The 24046-nt window shown below is 65.2% G+C and carries 21 protein-coding genes; 16 read left to right on the top strand and 5 right to left on the bottom strand.

The annotated features are described in order from the left end of the window. Nucleotides 1-32 precede the first annotated feature (32 nt). The 15 genes from B843_RS08850 to B843_RS08775 all read left to right on the top strand — a co-directional run bounded on the left by B843_RS08850 (nt 33) and on the right by B843_RS08775 (nt 15959). On the top strand, nt 33-1130 hold the full coding sequence (locus B843_RS08850; RefSeq protein WP_025253154.1) for a histidinol-phosphate transaminase: 1098 nt from the start codon (nt 33-35) through the stop codon (nt 1128-1130). Nucleotides 1131-1163: 33 nt separating this feature from the next. Beyond that, a complete protein-coding gene (hisB, locus tag B843_RS08845; protein ID WP_025253153.1) occupies nt 1164-1766 on the top strand; it encodes an imidazoleglycerol-phosphate dehydratase HisB in 603 nt (200 codons plus the stop codon). 3 nt (nt 1767-1769) lie between these two features. Then, a complete protein-coding gene (locus B843_RS08840) occupies nt 1770-1973 on the top strand; it encodes a hypothetical protein (RefSeq protein ID WP_025253152.1) in 204 nt (67 codons plus the stop codon). 100 nt (nt 1974-2073) lie between these two features. Beyond that, complete coding sequence (locus tag B843_RS08835) at nt 2074-3387, top strand: MFS transporter (RefSeq protein ID WP_025253151.1); 1314 nt, start codon at nt 2074-2076, stop codon at nt 3385-3387. 51 nt (nt 3388-3438) lie between these two features. Next, nucleotides 3439-4071 (top strand): imidazole glycerol phosphate synthase subunit HisH, encoded by a 633-nt coding sequence (gene hisH, locus B843_RS08830; protein WP_025253150.1) that lies wholly within the window; start codon nt 3439-3441, stop codon nt 4069-4071. Between the two features lie 46 nt (nt 4072-4117). After that, on the top strand, nt 4118-4846 hold the full coding sequence (gene priA / locus B843_RS08825; RefSeq protein WP_025253149.1) for a bifunctional 1-(5-phosphoribosyl)-5-((5-phosphoribosylamino)methylideneamino)imidazole-4-carboxamide isomerase/phosphoribosylanthranilate isomerase PriA: 729 nt from the start codon (nt 4118-4120) through the stop codon (nt 4844-4846). After that, nucleotides 4843-5688: an inositol monophosphatase family protein gene (locus B843_RS08820; protein ID WP_025253148.1), complete on the top strand. Its 846-nt coding sequence runs from the start codon at nt 4843-4845 to the stop codon at nt 5686-5688. The genes priA and B843_RS08820 overlap by 4 nt, the downstream gene beginning before the upstream one ends. A 59-nt stretch (nt 5689-5747) precedes the next feature. Beyond that, nucleotides 5748-6524, top strand: a complete 777-nt coding sequence (gene hisF / locus B843_RS08815) for an imidazole glycerol phosphate synthase subunit HisF (protein WP_025253147.1) — start codon at nt 5748-5750, stop codon at nt 6522-6524. 25 nt (nt 6525-6549) lie between these two features. Further along, nucleotides 6550-6921, top strand: coding sequence for a phosphoribosyl-AMP cyclohydrolase (gene hisI, locus B843_RS08810; protein WP_025253146.1), 372 nt, complete (start codon nt 6550-6552; stop codon nt 6919-6921). Between the two features lie 64 nt (nt 6922-6985). Then, nucleotides 6986-7627, top strand: coding sequence for a TIGR02234 family membrane protein (locus B843_RS08805; protein ID WP_025253145.1), 642 nt, complete (start codon nt 6986-6988; stop codon nt 7625-7627). A 195-nt stretch (nt 7628-7822) separates the two neighbouring features. Beyond that, a complete protein-coding gene (trpC, locus tag B843_RS08800) occupies nt 7823-8629 on the top strand; it encodes an indole-3-glycerol phosphate synthase TrpC (protein WP_025253144.1) in 807 nt (268 codons plus the stop codon). Nucleotides 8630-8736: 107 nt separating this feature from the next. Then, a complete protein-coding gene (gene lgt / locus B843_RS08795) occupies nt 8737-9705 on the top strand; it encodes a prolipoprotein diacylglyceryl transferase (protein WP_025253143.1) in 969 nt (322 codons plus the stop codon). A 450-nt stretch (nt 9706-10155) separates the two neighbouring features. Then, nucleotides 10156-11574: a pyruvate kinase gene (pyk, locus tag B843_RS08790; protein ID WP_025253142.1), complete on the top strand. Its 1419-nt coding sequence runs from the start codon at nt 10156-10158 to the stop codon at nt 11572-11574. A gap of 254 nt (nt 11575-11828) precedes the next feature. After that, a complete protein-coding gene (locus tag B843_RS08785) occupies nt 11829-13070 on the top strand; it encodes an IS256 family transposase (RefSeq protein WP_025253141.1) in 1242 nt (413 codons plus the stop codon). A gap of 684 nt (nt 13071-13754) precedes the next feature. Then, nucleotides 13755-15959, top strand: a complete 2205-nt coding sequence (locus tag B843_RS08775; RefSeq protein ID WP_025253139.1) for an acyltransferase family protein — start codon at nt 13755-13757, stop codon at nt 15957-15959. 72 nt (nt 15960-16031) lie between these two features. Here B843_RS08775 and B843_RS08770 read toward each other — a convergent pair whose 3' ends face one another. The 3 genes from B843_RS08770 to B843_RS08760 form a co-directional block, all read right to left on the bottom strand. Next, nucleotides 16032-17030, bottom strand: a complete 999-nt coding sequence (locus B843_RS08770) for an Imm51 family immunity protein (protein ID WP_025253138.1) — start codon at nt 17028-17030, stop codon at nt 16032-16034. Nucleotides 17031-17050: 20 nt separating this feature from the next. Then, nucleotides 17051-18142: a hypothetical protein gene (locus B843_RS08765; RefSeq protein WP_038595421.1), complete on the bottom strand. Its 1092-nt coding sequence runs from the start codon at nt 18140-18142 to the stop codon at nt 17051-17053. Nucleotides 18143-18264: 122 nt separating this feature from the next. After that, complete coding sequence (locus tag B843_RS08760; protein ID WP_025253136.1) at nt 18265-20655, bottom strand: glycogen/starch/alpha-glucan phosphorylase; 2391 nt, start codon at nt 20653-20655, stop codon at nt 18265-18267. A 178-nt stretch (nt 20656-20833) separates the two neighbouring features. Between B843_RS08760 and B843_RS08755 the strand changes: the two genes are divergently transcribed. Further along, nucleotides 20834-21241: a thiol-disulfide oxidoreductase DCC family protein gene (locus B843_RS08755; RefSeq protein ID WP_025253135.1), complete on the top strand. Its 408-nt coding sequence runs from the start codon at nt 20834-20836 to the stop codon at nt 21239-21241. A gap of 101 nt (nt 21242-21342) precedes the next feature. Here B843_RS08755 and B843_RS08750 read toward each other — a convergent pair whose 3' ends face one another. Next, entirely contained in the window at nt 21343-22608 is a 1266-nt protein-coding gene (locus B843_RS08750; protein WP_025253134.1) for an amidohydrolase, read from the bottom strand. 71 nt (nt 22609-22679) lie between these two features. After that, the gene (locus B843_RS08745) at nt 22680-24038 is read right to left on the bottom strand and encodes a DUF4921 family protein (protein ID WP_025253133.1); all 1359 of its coding nucleotides are present in this window, start codon (nt 24036-24038) and stop codon (nt 22680-22682) included. Nucleotides 24039-24046: the final 8 nt, after the last annotated feature.

Below are 24046 nucleotides of genomic sequence, written 5' to 3'. Positions count from 1 at the left end.
ACCACAACCGATATAAAGGTACATTTTCCACCATGGAACGCATCACCCTGGCAGACCTCCCGCTACGCGACGAGCTGCGCGGCGAGGAGCCCTACGGCGCGCCGCAGCTGGACGTCGCCGTGAGGCTGAACACCAACGAGAACCCCTACCCGCCGTCGGACGCGCTCATCGAGGAGCTCGCCCACTGCATCGCCGAGCAGGCCCACGAGCTCAACCGCTACCCGGAGCGCGACTCCGTGGAGCTGCGCGCCGCGCTGGCCGAGTACGTGACCAAGAAGACCGGCATCGCCGTCGAGGAGTCCAACCTGTGGGCTGCCAACGGCTCCAACGAGGTTCTCCAGCAGCTGCTGCAGGCCTTCGGCGGCCCGGGCCGCAAGGCGATGGGCTTCCAGCCGAGCTACTCCATGCACCCGATCCTCGCCGCTGGCACCCAGACAGAGTTCGTCTCCTGCCCGCGCGGCAAGGACTTCCGCATCGACCGCGACGCCGCGCTCGCGGCCATCGCGAGCGAGAAGCCGGACATCATCTTCGTCACCACCCCGAACAACCCGACCGGCGACACCACGGACCTGGCCGTGATCGAGGACATCGTCGAGGCCGCGCCGGGCATCGTCATCGTCGACGAGGCCTACGCGGAGTTCTCCGACGAGCCCTCGGCCGTCGAGCTCATCGCGAAGTACCCAGCCAAGCTGGTCGTCTCCCGCACCATGAGCAAGGCCTTCGACTTCGCCGGCGGCCGCCTGGGCTACTTCGTGGCCGACCCGGCGTTTATCGACGCGGTCATGCTCGTGCGCCTGCCGTACCACCTCTCCGCGCTGTCGCAGACCGCGGCGCTGGTCGCACTGCGCCACTCCGGCGACACCCTTGCCACCGTGGCAACGCTCGTCGCCGAGCGCAAGCGCGTCCAGGCGGAGCTGAAGGCTCTCGGCTTCGAGGTCGTCCCCAGCGAGTCCAACTTCCTCTTCTTCGGCAACTTCGCCGACCAGCACGCAACCTGGCAGCAGTTCCTCGACGAGGGCGTGCTCATCCGCGACGTCGGCGTCGCGGGCCACCTTCGCGTGACCATCGGCCTGCCGGAGGAGAACGACGCCTTCCTCGCCGCCGCCAAGAAGATCGCTGGCCAGCGCTAGCCGCCAGCTCCACAAAGCCCCAAGGAGAATCCCGTGACTGATCGCATCGGCAAGATCCACCGCGCCACCAGCGAGTCCGACATCCTGGTCGAGATCAACCTGGACGGCAGCGGCAAGGTCGACATCGACACCGGTGTGCCGTTCTTCGACCACATGCTCACCGCCTTCGGCGTCCACGGCGCCTTCGACCTCACCGTGCACGCCAAGGGCGACACCCCGATCGACGCGCACCACACGGTCGAGGACACCGCCATCGTGCTCGGCCAGGCCATCGACCAGGCGGTCGGCGACAAGAAGGGCATCAAGCGCTTCGGCTCCTTCCAGGTGCCCATGGACGAAACCCTCGCCGAGGCGATCGTGGACTTCTCCGGTCGCCCGTACTTCGTCATCACCGGCGAGCCGGACTACATGCTCCACTCGGTCATCGGCGGGCACTACGCCACCGTCATCAACGAGCACTTTTTCGAGACGCTCGCGATGAACTCGCGCACCACCTTGCACGTGCGCTGCCATTACGGCCGCGACCCGCACCACATCACCGAGGCCGAGTTCAAGGCCGTGGCGCGCGCGATCCGCGAGGCCGTCTCCGCCGACGAGAGCCTGACGGGCATCCCGTCCACCAAGGGGGCGCTCTAAGCCATGAGCGAGGCAATCCTGGCGCAGAACGCCAGCGCGGGCAGCTACCTGCTGGTCTACATCATGTTCCTGGTCGCGGGCCTGCTCGTGGGCGGGGCGTGGACCACCTACAAGCACGACAACAAGGTGCTGAGCATCGTCCTCGGCGCCTGCGCCGTGATGGCCGCGGCCGCGGGTATCCTGTGGGCCGTCGGGATCTTCGCCTAGAGCGCGCAGCCTCTGCCGCGGGGAGTCGCTTCCTCGCGGCTTTTTCACGCTTTCCGACGCCTACGGCACCCAACCGCGAAACCCCCTAAGGAGCCAGGACATGACCAGCACCCGCACACCCGGCGTGTTCCCCCTGCTCGTGGCGGTCGCCGCGGGCTTTGCGGCGTTCTCGCTCATGCTGCCGGTGGCGCCGCTGGCGGTGCTGGACGCGGGCGGCGGCGCCTCGCTGGCTGGCGCGACGACGGCCGCGTTCATGGGCGTGACCGTCCTGACGCAGCTTGCCACCTCTCGGGCCATCGACGCGGTGGGCTATCGGGTCGTGATGATGGTCTCCGCCGCCTTCCTGGGGCTGCCCGCGTTGGCGCAGCTTCTCAGCGAAAACCCCTGGGTGATCCTAGGGATCTCCGCGGTGCGCGGGGTGGGCTTCGGCACGCTGGTGGTCACCCAGTACGCGCTGGCGGCCAGGCTCGTCCCGGCCAGCGCGCTCGGCCGGGTCTCCGGCGCTGTCGGGGTCGCGGGCGGCGCCGCGCAGATGGTGGGGCTCCCGCTCGGCCTTGCCATCGCCTCGTCCTGGGCGGGATTCGCCGGGGTGTACGTGCTCACCGCGGCGGTAGGCCTCGCGGGGGCGGCGTTGTGCTTGATCATCCCCAATCCCGCGAGCGGGGGCGTGGAGCCCCCGCTCGGAGAAAAAGAGTCCCCGCTCGCAGACAAGGAGTCCCCGCTCGCAGAAAACAAGCCCTCGCTCGGAGAAAAGGAGCCCCCGCTCGCGGGTGAGGATTCCGCGCCGAAGGCGTCGACAAGCAACGCGAAATGGGGCAGGCTGCTCGTGCCCGCGCTGGCGCTGTCGAGCGTGTCGATGGGGTACGGCGCGGTGTCGAGCTTCCTGCCGGCGGCCGCGCGGGACCTCGATCCGGCGGCGGGTGCGGCGATCGCGGGCGTGCTGTTGTCGCTGGTCGGCGGCGCGCAGATGGTGTCGCGCTACGGCGCGGGCGTGTCGGCCGACCGCACCCAGCGCGCGGGATTCCTCCTGCTGCCGGGGCTTGTGGTCGCGGGCGTGGGCATCGCGGGCACGTGGTGGGTGCTGGTGGGGCACGAGCCCGTGTGGTGGCTGGTGCCGCTCATGCTGGCCTTCGGCGCGGGCTTCGGCGTCGTGCAGAACGAGGCGCTGCTCGTCCTGTTTTCCCGGGTGCCGCGGGCGGGCATCACGCGCGCCTCGACCGCGTGGAACGTGGCCTTCGACGCTGGCACAGGCGTTGGCTCGCTGCTGCTCGGCGCGGTGGCAGGCGCCATCGGGTTCGGCGGGGCGTTCCTTGTGGGCGCGGGGCTGGTCGCCGCCGGTTTCGCGCTCGTTTCCGCCGAGCACGCCGCTTTCCGACGCCAAGGCGGGCAGCCCCGCAGCCAACCGCGAGGCTAAGCCCACCCGGAAGTGCGGGAAGGCCGGGCGGTTGCTCTAAAATGAGCCACCATGAAGACAGTCGCTCTGCTCGATTACGGCTCCGGAAACCTTCGCTCGGCGCACCGCGCCCTCGAGAGGGTCGGCGCCGACGTCACCGTCACCTCCGACCCGAAGGTGGTGCTCGCCGCGGACGGGCTCCTCGTGCCCGGCGTGGGCGCCTTCGCCGCCTGCATGAAGGGGCTCAAGGCCATCAAGGGCGAGCGCATGATCGGCGAGCGCCTGGCCGGGGGACGACCGGTCATGGGCATCTGCGTGGGCATGCAGGTGTTGTTCGAGAAGGGCGTCGAGCATGGCATCGAGGCCGCAGGCTGCGGAGAGTGGCCGGGCACGGTGGAGAAGCTGCAGGCCTCGGTGCTCCCGCACATGGGGTGGAACACCGTCGAGGCCGCCGAGGGAAGCCAGCTGTTCGCGGGCATGCCCGCCGACACCCGCTACTACTTCGTCCACTCCTACGGCGTGCGCAACTGGGAGTTCGAGGGCGACGGGCTCACCGAGGCGCCGAAGCTGAGCTGGGCGCAACACGAAAGCGACCGCTTCGTGGCGGCCGTGGAAAACGGCGCGCTGTGGGCGACCCAGTTCCACCCGGAGAAGTCCGGCGACGCCGGCGCCCAGCTCCTCGAGAACTGGCTGGGCCAGCTCTAGGCTTGAGCACGAGAACCCGCGTAACTTTTCACTAGACTGGATAAACATGACCTTCACTCTTCTTCCCGCGGTCGACGTCGTCGGCGGCCAGGCCGTGCGTCTCAACAAGGGCGAGGCGGGCACCGAGAAGTCCTACGGCAGCCCGCTCGAGTCCGCGCTCAACTGGCAGAGCCAGGGCGCTGAGTGGCTGCACTTCGTGGACCTGGATGCCGCCTTCGGGCGCGGCTCCAACCACGAGATGATGGCCGAGGTGATCGGCAACCTAGACATCAAGGTGGAGCTGACTGGCGGCATCCGCGACGACGAGTCCCTCGAGCGCGCGCTGGCCACCGGTGCCTCCCGCGTCAACATCGGCACGGCCGCGCTGCAGAAGCCGGAGTGGATCGAGAAGGTGCTGGGGGAGTACGGCGACAAGGTCGCCGTCGACATCGCCGTGCTGCAAAGCGAGGGCGAGTGGCGCACCCGCGGCAACGGCTGGGTCTCCGACGGCGGCGACCTCTGGGAGGTGCTCGAGCGGCTCGACTCCCAGGGTTGTTCCCGCTTCGTGGTCACCGACGTCTCCAAGGACGGCACCCTGGAGGGCCCGAACGTGGAGCTTTTGCGCGAGGTCTCCGCGGCCACCGACGCGAAGATCGTGGCCTCCGGCGGCATCTCGTCCATCGAGGACATCCTGGCCATCGCGAAGTACGCCGACGAGGGGATCGACTCGGCGATCATCGGCAAGGCGCTCTACGAGGGCCGCTTTACTCTCACCGAGGCGCTTGCTGCACTATGAGTGATCTGCGCGAGCTCTACCACATCGGCGAGGCGGTCCTCGACACCGCGGAGGACATGTTCCTCGCGGGTCTCGGCGCCGCCCCCGCCCACATGAAGCACCGTGGAGACTTCGCCACAGAGATCGACCTCTCCATCGAGCGCTATCTGCGCTCGACCCTGCAGCAGCTGACCGGTATCCCCGTCGTGGGCGAGGAGTTCGGCGGCGACAAGGGCTCGCCGCAGTGGGTCGTCGACCCCGTCGACGGCACCGCCAACTTCGCCGCGGGCAATCCCATGTGCGCGGTGCTGCTCAGCCTCATCGTCGACGACGAGCCGGTCATCGGCCTGACCAGCGTCCCGGTCACCCGCCAGCGCTTCGGCGCGTTCAAGGGTTCTCCGCTGTTCGTCAATGGGGTAGCACAGCCGCCGCTCAAGGAGCGCCCGGCCGTCGCCGCCCACGTGGGCTTTTCCAGCGTGTCCTCGCCCGCCAACTCTGGCTTTTCCTCCATGCTGCGCCAGGGCGTGCTCGCGGGGTTAACCACCACGCACCTGCGCCCGCGGATCACCGGGTCGGTGGGCATCGACCTCGCGTTCACCGCCGCCGGGATCTTCGAGGGCGCGGTGTCCTTTAGCCCCTTCCTCTGGGACAACGCCGCGGGTGTGGCGCTCGTTCGCGCCGCGGGCGGCGTGGTCACCGACATCAACGGCGACCCGTGGGTGCCGGGATCCACCGGCGCGGTCGTCGGCTCGGAGCGGGGGCACTCCACGATCCTGGAGTTGGTCAAGAAGTACCGCTTCCCGGTACATCTGGATAAGCACGTCGAGCCGGACGACGACGAGCACGACGGCGCCGAGGACTAGCTCCCCGCCGCACAGGTGACTATTTTTAGACTTTTTAGAAATTCAACTAAAGGAAAGACATGGCTGTAGCAATTCGAGTGATCCCCTGCCTCGACGTGGACCAGGGCCGCGTGGTCAAGGGAGTGAACTTCGAAGGCCTAAAGGACGCGGGCGACCCGGTGGAGCTCGCCGCGAGGTACGACGCCGAGGGCGCCGACGAGCTCACCTTCCTCGACGTCTCCGCCTCCAAGGACGGCCGCGGCACCATGCTGGAGGTCGTGCGCCGAACGGCCGAGCAGGTGTTCATCCCGCTCACCGTTGGCGGCGGCGTGCGCAGCGAGGACGACGTCGACCAGCTGCTGCGCGCGGGCGCGGACAAGGTCAGCGTGAACACCTCGGCCATCGCCCGCCCCGAGCTGCTTAGCGAGCTGTCGCGGCGCTTCGGCGCCCAGTGCATCGTCTTGAGCGTCGACGCCCGGCGCGTTCCCGAGGGCAACCCGCCGCAGCCGTCCGGCTTCGAGGTGACCACCCACGGCGGCAGCCGCTCGGCGGGCATCGACGCCGTCGAGTGGGCCAAGAAGGGCGAGGAGCTCGGGGTGGGGGAGATCCTGCTTAACTCCATGGACGGAGACGGCACGAAGCAGGGCTTCGACCTCGAGCTCATCGAGAAGGTGCGCGAGGCCGTGAGCATCCCCGTCATCGCCTCCGGCGGCGCGGGCAAGGCAGAGCACTTTCCGCCGGCCATCGAGGCGGGCGCCAATGCGGTGCTCGCCGCCTCCATCTTCCACTTCGGCGAGGTTTCCATCCCCGAGGTGAAAAAGGCCATCGCCGACGCGGGCTTCGAGGTCCGCCGCTAGTTCGGCCAAGCAAAGGAGGACAACTATGATCGATACCCCCAACGTTTCCGAAAACCCGGCCGACTACGACCTGGACCCCGCGATCGCCCGGCGCGTGCAGTTCAACGAGAAGGGGCTCGTTCCCGCGATCGTGCAGTCCGTCGAGGGCGAGGTGCTCATGATGGCGTGGATGGACTCGCACGCTTTGGCGTACACCTTGGCGTCGAAACGCGGCACCTACTACTCCCGCTCGCGCCAGGAGTACTGGATCAAGGGGCTGACCTCGGGGCACGTGCAGGCCGTGACCGAGGTGCGCCTCGACTGCGACGGCGACACCGTGCTCGTGACGGTGGTCCAGACCGGCGGGGCCTGCCACACCGGCGACCGCACCTGCTTCGACGCCGACAAGCTGCTCTAGAACCTAAGCTCGATCACGAACCCCGTGGCGCCGGGCACGGCGCCGGAAGGCAAGAAGAAACATCATGGCAAAAACGAATGTCGTAGCGAGCCTCCTCGTGGGTGTCGGGGCGGGCGCCCTGTGGTGGGCCTCGCGCCTGTCGTGGATCTCCGTGACGGCCTTCGACGACAAGTCGGGCGAGAAGACCGTCGACCTCATCGGCTCTTTGTGGTCCACCGAGGCCACCGCGGTGTCGCTGCTGCTGGCCGCCGCCTGCGTCGCGGGCATTGCGCTGCGGCGCTTCGGCCGCCGCGCGGTGGGGGTCATCGCCGCCCTTGCCGCAGCGGGGGCCGCGTGGGCGCCGATGCAACTGCTGCTCGGCGAGCCCGACTCCGCCCGCGTGCTCGGGCTGCTGAGCTCCGACAACTCCTCTAGCCACGCCGACAAGGGCGCGCTCCTGTCCGGCTGGGCGGAGATCTCCAACATGGCGGTCCAGGTGCCGGCGCTGTCGCTGGCGCTCATCGGCTGCGCCGTAGCCCTGTTCGGCGGCGTCGTGCTGGCGCTGCGCCCGGGTGTCGACGGCGCCAAGCGCTCGCAGTACGAGCGCGCCCAGGCCCGCCAGGACCGGGTTCGCCAGGATCTTGAGACCGACCCCGACTCCGGCCGCGTGCTCTGGGACGCCATCGACGCCGACATCGACCCGACCGACGAGGACCTGCGGCCGTAGGCTTTAGCGTCGAAAAGCGAAAAAGCCCAGCGCACCTGCTTCCGTGTGGGGCAGGAGGCGAGCTCAAGGGTGGCCTAAACCACAGGGTGATTTCTTTTCGGGCGCGGCGACACAGTAATCTCGGAAGCACAAGAACACGAGCGAGGCGGTCGCGCGCGACGCACACCGCCGCCGCCACGATCGAAAGGTGCCGCCATGCAATCGGTCTTCGACCAAATCATTGCGGGCGTCATCGAGGACGTCGCGGCGAGGGAGGCGAAGGTCTCCTTCAAGGAGATCAAGGCCCGCTCCCGCGAGTGCGACCCGCCGCGCGACGCCATGGCCGCGCTGCTTGCCCCCGGCTGCGGCATCATCGCCGAGATCAAGCGCGCCACCCCCGGCCGCATGATCGCCGACATCTCCTCGCCCGAGGAGCTCGCCCGCGAATTCGAGGCTGGCGGGGCGCACCTCATCGCCTGCCAGACCGAGCGCCGCCGCTTCCACGGCTCGCTGGAGGACATGGCGCGCGTGCGCCGGGCGGTGAGCGTGCCGATCATGATCCGCGACTTCATCGTCGATCCCTACCAGATCCACGAGGCCCGCTGCTACGGCGCGGACATGATCCCGCTGCGAGTGGCCGCCCTCGATCAGCCGCGGCTGGAGTCGCTCATCGACCGCGTCGAGTCGCTCGACATGACGGCGCTGGTGGAGGTGCGCAACGTCGAGGAGGCCAACCGCGCCATTGAGGCGCGTGCCCGCGTCGTGGGGGTCAACGCCCGCGACTTCACCACCATGACGCTCAACCGCGAGGCCTTCGCCGAGATCGCGCCGGGTCTTCCCACCGAGACCATCCGCGTCGCGCTCTCCGGCGTCCGCAACGCCCGCGAGCTGTTGTCGTATGCCGCCACCGGCGCGGATGCCGTGGTCATCGGCGAGGAACTGGTCCGCGCGGCGTCGCCGCGGGCGTTCACGAGGGCGCTGGTCGCCGCCGGGCAGCACCCCTCGTGCCCTTCTAGGGAATAATGGCACCCAGCGCCGGGCAACCATGGCCAGCGCGGCCGCGCGTCGTGGGCGCTTGGCTCGCCTCGGCCTAGAAAACCGCACGAGAAGCTACAAAAGGACCCCTTGTCATGAACGTGAGCACACTCGCCGCCTTCCCCTCGCCCCCACAGGGCGTGTGGCAGCTGGGCCCCATCCCGATCCGCGCCTACGCGCTGTGCATCATCACCGGCATCGTCGTCGCGCTGTGGGTGGGGGTGCGCCGCTACCGCGCCCGCGGCGGTAATTCGGACGTGGTGTGGGACGCCGCCATCGTGGCCATCCCCGCCGGCATCGTGGGCGGTCGGCTCTACCACGTTATTACCGACAACCAGAAGTACTTCTGCTCCGACTGCAACCCGCTGAACGTCTTCGCCATCACCAACGGTGGCCTGGGCATCTGGGGCGCGGTCATCCTGGGAACGCTCGCGGTGTGGGCCTACCTGCAGCACAAGAACGTCCCGTTCGCGCCGTTCGCGGACGCCATCGCCCCCGGCATCGTGCTGGCGCAGGCGATCGGGCGCCTGGGCAACTACTTTAACCAGGAGCTCTACGGCGCGGAGACGAACGTGCCGTGGGCGCTGGAGATCTTCTACCGTGTCGACGACGCGGGCAAGTACGCGCCGCTGACCGGCCACTCGACGGGCGAGATCATCGCCACGGTTCACCCGACCTTCCTCTACGAGCTGGTCTGGAACCTCATCGTGTTCGCGTTCCTGCTCTGGGCCGACAAGCGCTTCCGGCTCGGGCACGGTCGGGTGTTCGCCCTCTACGTGGCCGGGTACACGCTGGGGCGCTTCGTGGTGGAGACCATGCGCTCGGACGAGGCGACGATGGTGTTCGGCTTCCGCATAAACGAGATCGTCTCCGTGGTCGTGTTCCTCATCGCGGTGGTCGTGTTCTTCACCCTGAAGAAGGGCCGCGAGACCCCGGCGGAGGCCAGCCCGGCCGGAACGGCTTCGAAGTCCGTCGAGGGGGAGGCAGGCGAGGGCGCGCCGGCGGCGACCTCCGCCCAGCCCTCCAGTGCTGGCGACGAGGACGGCCCGGCGGAGGGCCGCTAGCGCCCGGTGCCGGGGCCGCAAGGGGAGGCCAGGCAACGGCGCGAAGGCATCGCTCACCCCCAGAATCACGTCCCACCTCGAGCCGCATCAGGCCCCGCGAGAGGAAGAAAGCGGCGGGAACGGGAAAGAAGGGACGAGCTTAACCTCGGCCCCGAAATGCGATCCGGGTCGCAGTTTGCGCAAAACGGTCATCAACCGGACATTTCCACAGACGTAGCCAAATCCGCGCCTGTCAGTGACGGCCAAAAAGCCCGCTGCCGTGCGCAAACGCCGATACTGTGACGAAGATCGCCCCCTAAGGTATTCCGACCACTTGCTTTCGATTGTGCCCGCTCATGTCTGTTTTTGGGGGCGGGGGACTCGTCCGCAAACCGCCGTTCGGGCAAAGAATGTGTGAACAGACAGCGATACTCCTAGCACCGCGGGCCGCAGGGGGTTAGGCTTGAGCGCATGGAACGTCGCACAAAGATTGTTTGTACACTCGGTCCGGCTGTCGCCAGCCAGGACGCCATCCTGCGACTCGTGCAGGACGGCATGAATGTCGCTCGCCTGAACATGTCGCACGGCGAGCACGCCGATCACGAGCAGAACTACAAGTGGGTACGTCAAGCCACTGACCAAACCGGAAAGGCGGTCGGCATCCTCGCTGACCTGCAGGGTCCGAAGATCCGCCTCGGCCGCTTCACCGACGGTGCTACCGTCTGGAACAACGGAGAGATCGTCCGCATCACTATCGACGATGTCGAGGGCACGCACGACCGCGTCTCCACCACCTACAAGGGCCTAGCAAAGGACGCCAAGCCCGGTGATCGCCTCCTCGTCGACGACGGCAAGGTTGCCCTCGTCTGCAAGGAAGTCGACGGCAACGACGTCGTCTGCGAGGTCGTCGAGGGCGGCCCCGTCTCCAACAACAAGGGTGTTTCCCTTCCGGGCATGGACATCTCCGTGCCCGCCCTGTCCGAGAAGGACATCGACGACCTGCGCTTCGCGCTGAAGCTGGGCGTCGACTTCATCGCCCTGTCGTTCGTCCGCTCCCCGCAGGACGTCGAGCTGGTCCACGCCGTCATGGACGAGGAAGGCCGCCGCGTCCCGGTCATCGCGAAGCTGGAGAAGCCGGAGGCCATCGACGCGCTCGAGTCCATCGTGCTCGCCTTCGACGGCATCATGGTTGCCCGCGGCGACCTGGGCGTCGAGGTCGCGCTGGAGAAGGTGCCGCTCATGCAGAAGCGCGCCATCCAGATCGCCCGCGAGAACGCCAAGCCGGTCATCGTGGCCACCCAGATGCTCGACTCCATGATCGAGAACTCCCGCCCGACCCGTGCGGAGGCCTCCGACGTCGCCAACGCCGTCCTCGATGGCGCCGACGCAGTCATGCTCTCCGGCGAGACCTCCGTCGGCGTGGACCCGCACAACGTGGTCCGCACCATGGCGCGCATCGTCGCCTACGCCGAGACCGACGGCCACGTCCCGGATCTGGCTCACATCCCGCGCACCAAGCGCGGCGTGATCTCCTACTCCGCACGCGACATCGCCGAGCGCCTCAACGCCAAGGCTCTCGTGGCCTTCACCTCCTCCGGTGATACCGCCAAGCGCGTGGCTCGCCTCCACTCCCACCTGCCGCTGCTGGTGTTCACGCCGTCCCAGGCCGTGCGCAGCCAGCTGGCTCTGACCTGGGGCGCGGAGACCTTCCTGACCCCGCCGATCAAGGACACCGACGACATGCTTGCCCAGATCGACAAGCAGCTGCTCGCCATGGAACAGTACTCGCGCGACGACATGATGGTCATCGTGGCCGGTACCCCTCCGGGAGTTGCAGGTAACACCAACATGATCCACGTCCACCTGCTGGGCGAGGATACCCACGTCTAGGACGTAGGAAAGCAAAGGGCCGATGCCGTCTGGCATCGGCTTTTTTGCGCTTCACGACGCCTACGGCACCGAAGCGCTACCTGGACTGCAGCATCCCGATGACGGTGGCCGCGCCGATCGTCCCCACGAGGGTTGCGTCCGCTAGCGTGGTGTATCTGTGACCCGCTGATGGAGGTGTTGTGAACGAATGCGGCGACCATCGCGGGTACCTTTCGAATCAACTTCTACCTATCCTCGAAAGGAATGCACCCGCGATGGCCGCTGCCCCTCATCATATCGATCCCACCGAGTATCTCGAAGAATTACTGGCCCAAGCCTCCCCAGACTTAATGCGCCAGATGCTTGGCGATTTCATCAATCAGATCCTCTTTGCCCAAGCCGATAGCGTCTGTGGTGCTGATTACGCCACCGTCTCCGATAGTCGCACCAACTCCCGAAACGGTTACCGCCACCGGCAGCTGGATACCCGTGTGGGCTCTAGCGATGTAGCCGTCCCGAAGCTGCGCCGTGGTTGCTTCTTCCCCGAGTGGTTTCTTGAGCGACGCACTCGCACCGAACGGGCCCTAACCACAGTTATCGCAACGTGCTACCTCAAAGGAGTCTCCACCTGCAGAATGAACGACCTGGTCGCCACCCTCGGGATCACCAACCTGTCGAAGTCCCAAGTCTCGGACATGGCCAAAGAACTCGACACCATGGTCGACGATTTTCGAACCCGCCCACTAGACCAGGGCCCGTACTACTACCTGTCGTGTGACGCGGTGACCATGAAAGTTCGTGAAGGCGGACGGGTGGTGAAAACCAGCGTGCTTCTCGCCACCGGTGTCAACAACGACGGCTACCGGGAACTGCTATGCATGCAGGTAGCAACATCGGAGTCCGTGGAATCCTGGACTGGGTTCTTCCAGGATTTGAAAGCCCGTGGGCTTGGCGAGGTTTACCTCGTTACCAGTGATGCTCACCTGGGTATCCAGGCCGCGGTCTGCCAGGTTCTTCCTACCTCTGGTTGGCAGCAGTGCCGAACACATTTTGCCAAGAACCTTTCCTCAAAGGTCTCTAAGCGTGGGTGGACAACACTGTCGGGGATGGTTCATTCCATTTTTCAGCAAGCTGATGCTAGGTCAACATGGGACCAGGCCCGGGAAGTAGTGGAGTTCTGCAACCAGCGTTTCCCTGAGGTCGCTGACTATGTGGAAGAGTCGTTGGAGGAGATTTTGGCGTTTACGAACACGCCGAAAGCTGTGTGGACGACGGTGTGGTCGAATAACCCGACGGAACGGCTTAATCGGGAAATCCGCCGGCGTACCGACGTTGTCGGAATTCTCCCGAACAGGGCTGCGGTAGTGCGCCTAGTGGGGGCTGTGCTAGCCGAACAGCACGATGATTGGATTCAGCAGAAACGCTACATGTCGCTGGCAAGCCTGGAGCAAACCCGAGCACTTATCGCCGCCAACACCATCGACGCGAACACCGTCACGGCCGAGGAGGCCGCCTAATGCCCCGAATCCAAGCCCGTGCCGGCCCCCGACACCAGCACAGCTCTAGTCCACTGATTCAGGAAGGACAGATACACCACTTACTCGGACTTGACCGGCTAGGGCGTATTCACCTACTACTGGGCCACGACCTAGCGTTTCGTTTTACATTCGCTTGCCGACGCCTACGGCCTTGCCTCCACGGGCCCCAGGCAACCTTGTCCTTTTTGAATGCCGGCGCCTTGCCGCCGAGGTAGAAAGATCGGCCGGGTGACCTTCAATTGAGGGGCACGTCGACCGCGAATGGCCTTAACCGGAAGGCGCCCATTGTGATGGCGAGGGCGCGAAAAGAGGAGAAGAGCCTCGCTGGCGGAGAAGGGCAGCCGACTTTCGCTATCGGCGCGGAGCGTTCGCGGTTCCTCGACGTCCCACTCAGCGGGAATAGGCGTAGTGACCAGCAAGAATAAGGCCCGGCGAGTCTGGTCATCCAGAGTTGAGGTGGGCGTTTCCCAGAACACAAACACCACCACGTGCGCGCGCCTGGAAATCGAAAACAGCGTGTTCGATATCCAGCCTCCATGCGTCGCCCGGTCGCACACCCGCACTAGGGCCCTTTGGCGCTCGGTATGGGACTAGGCGCGCTCAGCATTTCCCCTAATCTGCTTCGCTCGGTGCTGTATACTTCGCTGGGAAATAACGAGGGAAGTGGGGGACTTTGCTGTGGCAGCGGTGACGACGTCAACCCGCCGGACAACCAATATACAAGGACGCGTCCTTCGCACAGACATCCAAGCCCTGCGGGCGCTAGCCGTCTTGTTCGTGGTGTTCAACCACTTGTGGCCCAAAGGATTCACCGGCGGCTTCGTTGGCGTCGACGTCTTCTTTGTGATTTCCGGGTTTCTCATAACCAGCCATCTGCACAAGGAGCTAGGCGTTGGAAAGGGAATCAACCTCCCGCGGTTCTACGCGCGACGGGCCCGGCGCCTTTTACCGGCGGCGCTGTTCGTCACCCTCAACACCCTGCTCTTGACGGTGCTCTTCCTCCCCGGCACCCTGTGGAAGAAGATTGCTTTTGAGGGTTTCGCCGCCACCGCCTACTTCCAAAACTGGGCGGCCTTCTCTTCGGCCACGGACTATTTCTCTCAGGGGCTTTTTACCACTCCCTTCCAGCACTATTGGTCGCTGTCCGTCGAAGAACAGTTCTATCTGCTGTGGCCGGTCCTGCTCGGAGGGATGTTCGTCGCCGCCTACCGCGGTAGCGGTGCCCCCCGGCGGGCGGGCCGTGGGCGGCACCGCCAACAGTCCTCGGCACCGCTGGCCGGCATGGTCCTCGTGGTGGCGGTCGCTTCCCTTTGCTACTCCGAGGCCGAGCTCTCCTACAATCCCACCGGCGCCTACTTCAACACTTTCGGCCGCGCGTGGGAGTTCGGGTTGGGCGCCCTCGTGGGGCTCTTTCACCGTGCGCCCTGGCGTCTGCCGGGATGGTGCCACGGCGCCCGCGTCCCGTTGCAGGCGATCGGCTGGTTGGCTCTCTTTGCCTGTGGATTTACATACAACCAGGCGGTGAGTTTCCCCGGTACGTCTGCCCTCGTCCCCACGCTCGCGACCGCAGTGATCATCGCCGCTGGTCCACAATCCCCGAGAGTATTGTCAGCGATCACGGACCAACGGATCATCCAGCGGATCGGCGACCTTTCCTATTCTCTTTATCTATGGCATTGGCCCATCATCATCGTGGCTCCCTTCGCGCTCAAGACGCAGCTGGGAACCGCTCACAAGCTGGCCATCGTCCTGGTCGGCATCGGCCTGGCGCATGTTACGAAGATCCTCGTTGAGGATCCCGGTCAGCGATCGCCCTTCCTCAACTCCTCAGCACGTAGGACCCTGGGCATCGCGCTAGCGACGGTGGTCGGGGTGGCGGTGCTCAGCGGGATGATGGCCTCTGTTGGGGTACACACCGCGGGGACCAGCAACCGTAATAGCCTTAATGTCTACGCTGGCGGACCGAACTGCTTCGGCGCGACCATCTTGCTGCCGGAAAACGCGAGCTGCCCAGACAGCCCCTTCGCCGCGGCCGCGTATCCGATCGCGACTCCTGATGAGGCACCGTGGGACGGATATCCGGCCGAGTGCGCGGTAGTCAATGACATCCGCATCGCCGAGGGCGCGGAGCGGATCTACCGGTGCGACTTCGGCGGCGGGCAGCCGCACAAGTCGATCAAGCTGATCGGTGACTCACACGCGGAGCACTGGGCGCATGCCTTCATCAACATCGCCCGGGAGAACAAGTGGGTGTTCACTTTTGAGATCCGGTCCGCCTGTTCGGCGCTGCCGATTGATCACCCGCAATTGCCCGGCACCGACCCCCATAAGCAGATGTGCATCGACTGGGCACGCCAGGTAGCTGAACGCACGGCGACGGAAGGCCCCGATCTGGTTCTTTTCTCTTCCCGCCAGACCTCCACGGTTACTCCCGGCGATGACGCTAGCGGGTTGAAGGATAAGGTCGCCTCGGCCCTGCGCGACTTTGAGACCACGGTCCCCAACCCGCAGACCCGCTTCGTCGTGCTCAAGGACATCCCCTCCGATGGCCCGCGCCTCGGCCCCGCGTGCACGCTGGCGCTAGGCGGACAAGAGGCTGGTTGCGTGGTGCCGCTTTCCGAGATCCAGCAGACCGATTACCTCGCTGAGGGCGGGGAGCAACTTGCCGACTCCCGCCTGAGCGTGGTCACCATGGACGCTTTCATCTGTCCCTCCGGGCAGTGTTCGGGCGTGATCGGCGGGGTCCCGGTCTTCTTCGACGAGCATCACCTGTCCCGAACCTACGCGCGCTCTTTGTCTGAGCCTCTCGCGCGTGCTCTATCCGATGCGATAGGGGAACCGATCACCTCTCCGCTCGTCACGCAGTAGTAAGAAAACAACAGGCCATGGGCCTTTCCGCCGTGCCTGAACTCGCTTGTCGACGCCTACGGCACCTGGCTCCTAGTCGTCGAAGTCGAAGCCTGCGGCTTCTGCCTCTCGGATTGTGGCCGTGAGGAGTGAGGGGTTGTGGAGGAGTTCGGTGAGGAGTTGGTGGAGTGTGGTGAGTGTTTCTGTGTTGCCGAGGATGCTGAACATGCCAGCCTCGCTGTCGAACTCGATGCCCTTTTGGTCGAGGCCTTGTTGGTTGATGAGGTAGGTGGCGAGACCGTCGAACAGGTAGCCGTTGGGTTCGTGCCCGGTCTCGGTGATGGCCGCAGCAACTGCATCGGGTACTTGGTCCATGGCGGCGAAGACGCTGGTGGTGCTCTCGAGATCCGCGAGGTGGAGGAACTCTTCTGGGGTGAGGGTCGTGGTTGCCTCTTTGTAGGCGGGTTCGTCGTCGGAAAGGTCGGCGTGCGGAGGACGTGGGGTGTCGATGAGACCGTAATAGGAAAGGGCGTCTTCAAGCGCGAACTCGAGATGGAGATCCATCATCACGCCTTGGCCAACGATGAAATAAGTGCCTTCGGGCGCCTGATCAACCGTGCCTCCCTGTGGTGGGTTGGAGTCGTGAATGGTGTAGTGGATCGTGCGCTCATCCATTGGTTGAAACTTAGGTAGCCGATCGTCTGGGTAGGGTGGATAGGCAAGTACGAAGGCTAGTTCCTCAGGGTTCCACACGTTCGCGTGTAGGTAGTAGTAATACTTCTCGAAGGGCACAGGCGATGGGGCATTCTTGTCGGTGACTTTGGTGAAGTCGCCGCCCTTCTTGAAGTCTCTTTTGGCAATCATCACCGGTGGGATGAGCAGCTCGTTCTTTTCCACCAGTGGGTAGTAGCTGGCGTCATTAGTGTCGCGAACGAGTGCGCGGTAGGGATGAATCATGACGCAGTTGCCGAAAAAGGCTTCGGTAGAGGTAATCCCAACGGGGATGAATCCGGCGGTGGTTTTCATGAGGTAGAGCTGCCCGGCTTTGGGGCGGTAGCCTTTGGGGCTGTCGAAGACGAGTCTTAGGGACACGAGTTTTTCCTTCTTTGGGGCTAGTCGAATTCGATGCCTGCTTCTGCTGCTTGCGTGACTGCTTCGTCGAGCCTTGGGAGGTGGCGGGTGAGGCGGAGGATGTGGCTTTTGAGCGGGGTGATCTGTCCTGGTGCGCCGAGGATGGTGATGCGGTCGGCGGTGGGGTCCATCCAGAGTCCGGCGACGTTGTTTTGTTTCGCCCAGTAGGTGGCGAGAGCTTCGAAGAAGTAGCCGTTGGCCTCGTATCCGATGGTTTTGACGTGCTCGTCGAGGGTGCTGCCGACTGCACACTCGAGGGTGAGCTGGTGTTTACCTGCGTCGTCGCCTGCTGATTCATCAAGGACGGTGGTGGCAACTGTGAGCCCGGTTGGGGTTTCTTGTGTAGTGCTGTCGGAGTAGTCGGGGTCTTCTTCTGGATCACTTAGCTCTGTGGGGATGGGGAGACCCTTGTGCCAGCAGCGGTATTGTTCGAGCCACAAGTCTAGAAAACCCATGCTGAAATCGGTCCAGGGGACGAGGAGGTAGTTTCTTTCTTCCTCTGTGGCGGGTCTGGTCACCACGGTTGTTACCCACATTTTGATCTTCCAGTCGCTTCGATCAAGTGGAGTTGGCGTCGTGCCCCAGGGGAGAGTGTTGGACAGGTGTTCTGGGACGAAGCAGCCTAGGTCAGGCCTGTAAACCTCGTGCTCGTCAAATATCGCGACTTTGTTGAGGTCGATGGGGATGGAGTCGAGTTTGCCGTCGCGGATGAAAGGCCCTCCCTTTTTGAAGGCGCCGCTCAGCATGCCAAAGGGTGGGATGATCCAGGAGTGTGGGTACTCGAGGTCGGCGTCGAGTCCGAGTGCTGTGAGGTTGGCTGGTGTTGTGGGGACTGTGACCAGGCAGCTGGGCCCATCGCGGAACTTGGTTTGGTAGAGGTGTACTTCGATGTCGGTTCCTTGTTTGGTGGGCATGCGCAGGCGGAAGCCGTCGGTGGGGCGGATTGCCTTCATCGACTCCGAAAACGTCATGAAATAGGTCATCGGGGTTTGCTCCTCGCGGCGGATGCTGACGCTTTCCAGCGGGAGGGCGCCGAGGGTAGAGAATCGTTTCACCACCGCATTATTAATCATGTCCTTATGCAAACATCTGTTCATTTTGTACCAGAAATCGTGGCTGGGTGCCGTAGGCGTCGACAAGCAAAAGCAAAAGCCCAGCGGAAAACCGCTGGGCCTCAGGCTAGAAGGGGGTGGAGCTACTTGATCGGGGTCTGCTCCAGCTTCCACACCTCACGGGCGTAATCGCCGATGGTGCGGTCGGAGGAGAAGCGCCCGGACTCGCAGATGTTCACCCAGCACATGCGCGCCCAGGCGAGGCGATCGGCGAAGTAGTCGGCGGCCATGCGGTCGCGGGTCGCGCGGTAGTCGGCGAAGTCGCCGAGCACGTAGTAGACGTCCGGGGTCTCCCATCCGCCGCCGTCAAGCAGGGAGGAACGCAGGTCGTGGAACATGCCGGTGTTGCCGTCGGAGAGGGTGCCGTCGACAAGGGCGTCGAGGACGCGCTTGAGGCCGGGGACCGTCTCGTAGGCGTGCTGCGGGTTGTAGTGGGCGCGCAGCTCAGGCAGCTCCTCGTTCTTCGCGCCGAAGATGTAGGCGTTCTCGTCGCCGACGGAGTCGAGGATCTCGACGTTGGCGCCGTCGAGCGTGCCCAGGGTCAGCGCGCCGTTCATCATGAACTTCATGTTCGAGGTGCCGGACGCCTCCTTGCCGGCGGTGGAGATCTGCTCCGAGACGTCGGCGGCCGGGATGATGTGCTCGGCGGGGGAGACGTTGTAGTTCTCCACGAATACCACGTGCAGGACCTTGGAGATCTCCGGGTCGTTGTTGACCAGGTCGGCGATCGCGTTGATGAGCTTGATGATGGCCTTCGCGCGGACGTAGCCCGGCGCGGCCTTGGCACCGAAGATGAAGGTGCGCGGCGGAACGCTGTCGGCGCCTTCCTCCTTCATGCGGAAGTAGAGGTCCAGGATGTAGAGGGCGTTCATCAGCTGGCGCTTGTATTCGTGGAGGCGCTTGATCTGCACGTCGAAGATGGAGTGCGGGTCGACCTCGATGCCCTGGCGGTTCTTGATCCAGGCGGCGAAGTCGGCCTTGTTGGCCTCCTTGATGTCCAGCAGGGCCTGCATGACCTCGTCATCGGAAGAGAATGGGCGAAGCTGCTTGAGCTCGTCGAGGTCGGTCACCCAGGCGTCGGACTCCGACAGCTTCGTGAGCAGGTCGGCCAGGCGCGGGTTGCACATCTTCAGCCAGCGGCGCGGGGTGACGCCGTTGGTCTTGTTGTTGAACTTCTCCGGCCAGACGCCGTACCACTCCTTGAGGGTCTCGGCCTTGATGATCTCGGTGTGCAGGGCGGCCACACCGTTGATGGAGTACGCGGCGTAGCAGGCGATCCAGGCCATGTGGACGTTGCCGTCGTGGACCGGGGACATGTAATTGATGCGGCCCTCGTCGAGGCCGAGCGCGCGCATCTCCTCGCGGAAGCGGCGGTCGATCTCCACGGTGATCTCGAAGACGCGGCCGAACAGCTGCTGGAAGATGGAGCAGTTCCACTGCTCGAGCGCCTCGGCCAACACCGTGTGGTTGGTGTAGGCGAAGGTCGCGGAGACGATCTTCCAGGCGTCCTCCCAACCCATCTTGTGCTCGTCGAGCAGCAGGCGCATGAGCTCCGGGATGGCGAGCACCGGGTGGGTGTCGTTGAGCTGGATCGAGTTGTACTTGGCGAAGTCGGTGAGGTCCTCGCCGTGGTGGGCGATGTAGTTGTCGATCATCGCCTGCAGGGACGCGGAGACGAAGAAGTACTGCTGGCGGACGCGCAGCACCTTGCCGGCGTAGGTGGTGTCGTTCGGGTAGAGCACGCGGCACAGGTCCATGACGCGCTCGCGCTCGACGATGGCGTCGGTGAAGCGCTGGGAGTTGAAGGCCTCGTAGTCGAATTCCTCCAGCGGCTCGGCCTTCCACAGGCGCAGGGTGCCCACGTTGTCGGTGCCGTAGCCTGAGATCGGCATGTCGTAGGGCACTGCGCGGACGACCATGTCGTCGAAGCGCACGATGCGCTGCTGGTTCTCGCGGCGGACGGTAAACGGGTAGCCGTCCTCCTTCCACGCGTCCGGGGACTCGTGCTGGAAGCCGTCGCGGAACTCCTGGCGGAAAAGGCCGTATCGGTACAGAAGACCGTAGCCGGTGACGGGGTAGTCGTGGGTGACGGCGGAGTCGAGGAAGCAGGCGGCGAGTCGGCCCAGGCCGCCGTTGCCGAGTGCTGCGTCGTTCTCAGCCTCGAGGATGTCGGAGAGCTCGTGGCCATTGGCTCGCACGGCCTCTTCTGCCTCTTCGACCAGCCCCAGGTTGGTCAGGTTGTTAAGCAGCGCGCGGCCCATGAGGAACTCCGCGGAGAAGTAGTGCTGCTGGCGCGTGGCTTCGTACGCGGCGGTGGTTTTCTCCCAGTTGTCGGCGAGCTTTTCCATCACGTTGTGGGACAGTCCGAACCAGAACTTGCGGTCAGTTGCGGTCTCTGGAGACGAGCCCGACACGGCGCGGACGTGTCCGCCCAAGGTCTCGCTGAGCGCGGGAGAGTGTGCGTTTTCGCTCATATTTATTTTTCTCCTCGGGGTGTGGTTGATAAGTACCGTCTCAGCATATAGTGGCAAACCACAAGCGACACCTCCCCTGGCTAGGAAAAACCACATTTTTGCGTTGATTTGTGATGTTTTTCCCAAAAATTAGCCCGAAGTGAGCAAGTTAGGGCCCTCCGAGTGAGGGGAGGAGTTTTTGCATTCGCTTGTCGACGTCAAAAGCGTGGAAACCCCGGAAAGGAGCGCCGTGATCTTCTACTTCGACCGCGACTGCGGGCTGTGCGAGCGCGCGGCGGGCTGGCTGCGACGGGCCTCAGCAGTGTCCACAGTCCCCGCGTCGCTGGGCCAGGAAGAATTGCCGGAGCCGGTGCGCTCGGGCATCGGGACCGAGGCGTATTGCCTGCGTGGCGGCAGGTTCTACCGCGGACACGAGTCGATCGGGGCGGCGCTGCGCTTCGGAGGGCGCTGGGCCCCAGTGCGTCTCGTGGGTGCGGCGCTGCTCTTCCCACCGCTACGGCCGGTGTTTTCGCGTGTCTACCGGCTGGTCGCCGACAATCGCGCCGCCATCGGGGCACGGCTGGGGTTTGGTGCCTGCCGGATATAGGGCCGCTTGCGCCCAGAATCCGCGCATCTGCGGGGTAGCAGATCTGGCCACCTGGGCTTTTGTCCCCGGCGAGAGTACAGGCGCGCGGCGTTTCGCGGGGCCTAGAGGTTCGGGTTGCCTAGGTAGGTGAGCACTGCGGTGGCCGCCGCCTTCGTGCAGGCGGTGACCGTCGGGTGGAAATCGGGGAGGAAGGTGCTCATGTGGTTGACGGGGACGGTGGTCTCGACGGCGTCCGCGGCGACGGCGGCCTCCCACTGCTCGCGCGGGGTGGCGCCCACCGTCCAAAAGAGGTAGGGGGCGCCGAAGGCGTCGGGAAGATTGGAGAAGTCCTCCGAGGCGGTCCACGGCTTCGCGGTAAACGAGTCGGGGCCGAAGACGCCGTCGAACTGCTCGCGCACGCGGGTAAACACGTGCGGGCTGTTGTAGGTGAGCGGGCCGTGGGCGAAGTAGGAGATCGTTGGCGAGACCGTCATTCCGCTGGCGGCGCACTCGGCGCGGACCACGCGCTCGATGGCCGCGTACAGCTTGGTGCGGATCTTCTCGCTGTAGGAGCGGCAGTTGAGGACGATGCGCCCCTCGCCCGGGATGGTGTTGTTCGAGTGGCCCGACTGCAGGGTGCCGACGGAGACCACGGCGAACTCGTGCGGGGCGATCTCGCGGCCGACGATGCCCTGCAGGCGCACCACGATCATGGCCGCGACGTAGGTGGGGTCGATCGAGTTGTGGGGCATCGAACCGTGCGCGGATTTGCCGGTCAGGCGGATCTCGATGGAGTCGCAGGTGGCTAGGGCCGCGCCGGGCATGCTCATGACCGCGCCCGCGGGGCCCGCGACGATGTGCTGGCCAAAGCAGACGTCGGGGCGGGGGATCATCTCCGAGAGCCCGTCCGCGACCATGGCCTGGGCGCCCGCGCCGTTTTCCTCGCTGGGCTGGAAGACCGCGACGAAGGTGCCGCGCCACGCCTCGCGGTGGCCGTCAAGGATCTGGCAGGCGCCGAGCAGGCCGGTGGTGTGCATGTCGTGGCCGCAGGCGTGCATGACGGGAGTGGGGACGTCGTCGATGACCACCCGCTCGGTGGAGGCGAACTCAGCACCCGTCTCCTCCTTGACCGGTAGTCCGTCGAAGTCGGCGCGCATGAGCGCGACCGGCCCCTCGCCGTTGTCGAAGACCGCGACGAGGCCGTGCCCGCCCACGTCCGTGGTCACCCGGCAGTCGAAACGATCCAGCTGCGCGCGGATGAACGCCGCGGTCTTCTCCTCGCGCCCCGAGAGCTCCGGGTACCGGTGCATGTGCTGGTACGCCGCCTCCTGCCAGCTAAGGTCGCAGGTGGCAGGGGTGAGGGAGTTGAGGAAGCTCGCGATGGACATGGCTTCAACATTAGGTAAACCTGAATGAAGAAACAACGCGGCCTTTTGCGACCGCGTCGGCGCGAACCAGGCTACAGGAACGGGTTGTAGCGCAGGCTGTTGCGCTTAACCTTGCACTCGGTGGCGATCCGCAGGTCGGGGGAGACCCGGCCCTCGTCGCGCAGGGCGTACATGGTGCTCACGATGCGGTCGCGGATGTTCCACGGCGAGAGCGTGTTGAGGTAGATCTTGGTCCCGCCCTCGAAGCCCGCGAGGTTGGACACGCGCCATTTGAGCATGATGCGCCACGGCATCGGCATGTCGAGGTCCGCGGGCTTGTGGTGCCACTCCTCGTTGCAGGGCACGTCGGGGCCGGTGGCGGCGTGGGCCGCGTGCACCATGTCGCTCATGCCGCGGACCTCCTCGGGGGTCTGCTTCCACGGCTCCGCGGTGGAGGACGTGGAGAAGATCTCTAGGGTGGGGTAGCGGTGCCCGAAGCCCGCGAACATGACGGCGTGGTCGTTCTCGGCGATGATGAGGTTTTGGGTCGCCGCGTAGTCCACGGCCCACTCGTTATACATGTTGGGGTTGCTGCGCAGCCGCGCGATCTCCATCTCGGCCTGCACGCCGCGCTCGTCGATGGCGACCAGCTGCTTGTGGAGGTGATCGAAGGACGCGCCCGCGGGCTTGAGCCAGTTCTGGAACACTGCCACGTAGGGCGCGTAGCGATTGCGCTGGTAGAGGTCGTGCATGGAGGCCACGGTGAACGCCATGAGCGCGCCGTGCTCGTCGGTCGACAGCATGCCGGAGGAGGCGAGCTGGTCGTTGGTGGTGGCGCCGTCGACGAAGTGCTTGCCGCCGATGATGAGGTCGTGGCCGCCCGCGAAGAAGGCGCGGGCCTGGTGGAGGAGCTCGTCCTCGGGTGCGTTGGGCTCAAGGCCCGCGGCCTTGCGCTTGGTGCGCACGGTGGTGAGCACGTGCTCGCGGCCTGCGGGATCGGCGAGGTAGGCGTCCATCCACGCCTGGGTCGACGCGTCCGGGGTGAAGCCGTAGTTGGCCTCCCAGTAGTCGAAGGTGACGATCTCGAAGAGGTTGGAGACTCGTCGGAAGGCGACCGGGGTGGTCTGTTGGTCGATGAGCTGCTTTGTGGCCAGCACGTAGCCGTCGGTAAGCACCTCGCCCTCGATCCCTGCCGCCTCGGCGACGTCGCGGGCGATGACGCGCGCCTTCTCCGGCGGGGTTTCTAGGTGCCGGTCGGCGCAAAACGCGCAGTAAGAAGCGGCGTCCCCTTTTTCAAGCTTTTCGACGCTCACAGCTGGCCGGGAGATAGGGCGATTGCCGCGGCCCGGGACCGTCCACACCTGCGTTCCCGAGAAGGGATTGACCTGCTTGACGGTTCCATCCGCCATGGTCTGGATCGGGGTGGGGCGGGTGAAGAAAGGGGAGCTCATAGTTTCTT

Origin of the sequence: Corynebacterium vitaeruminis DSM 20294, assembly GCF_000550805.1 — a bacterium.
GTDB classification, from domain to species: Bacteria; Actinomycetota; Actinomycetes; order Mycobacteriales; family Mycobacteriaceae; genus Corynebacterium; species Corynebacterium vitaeruminis.
Note: the sequence above shows the minus strand (reverse complement) of the source record. Positions and strands in the feature narration are given on the sequence as shown.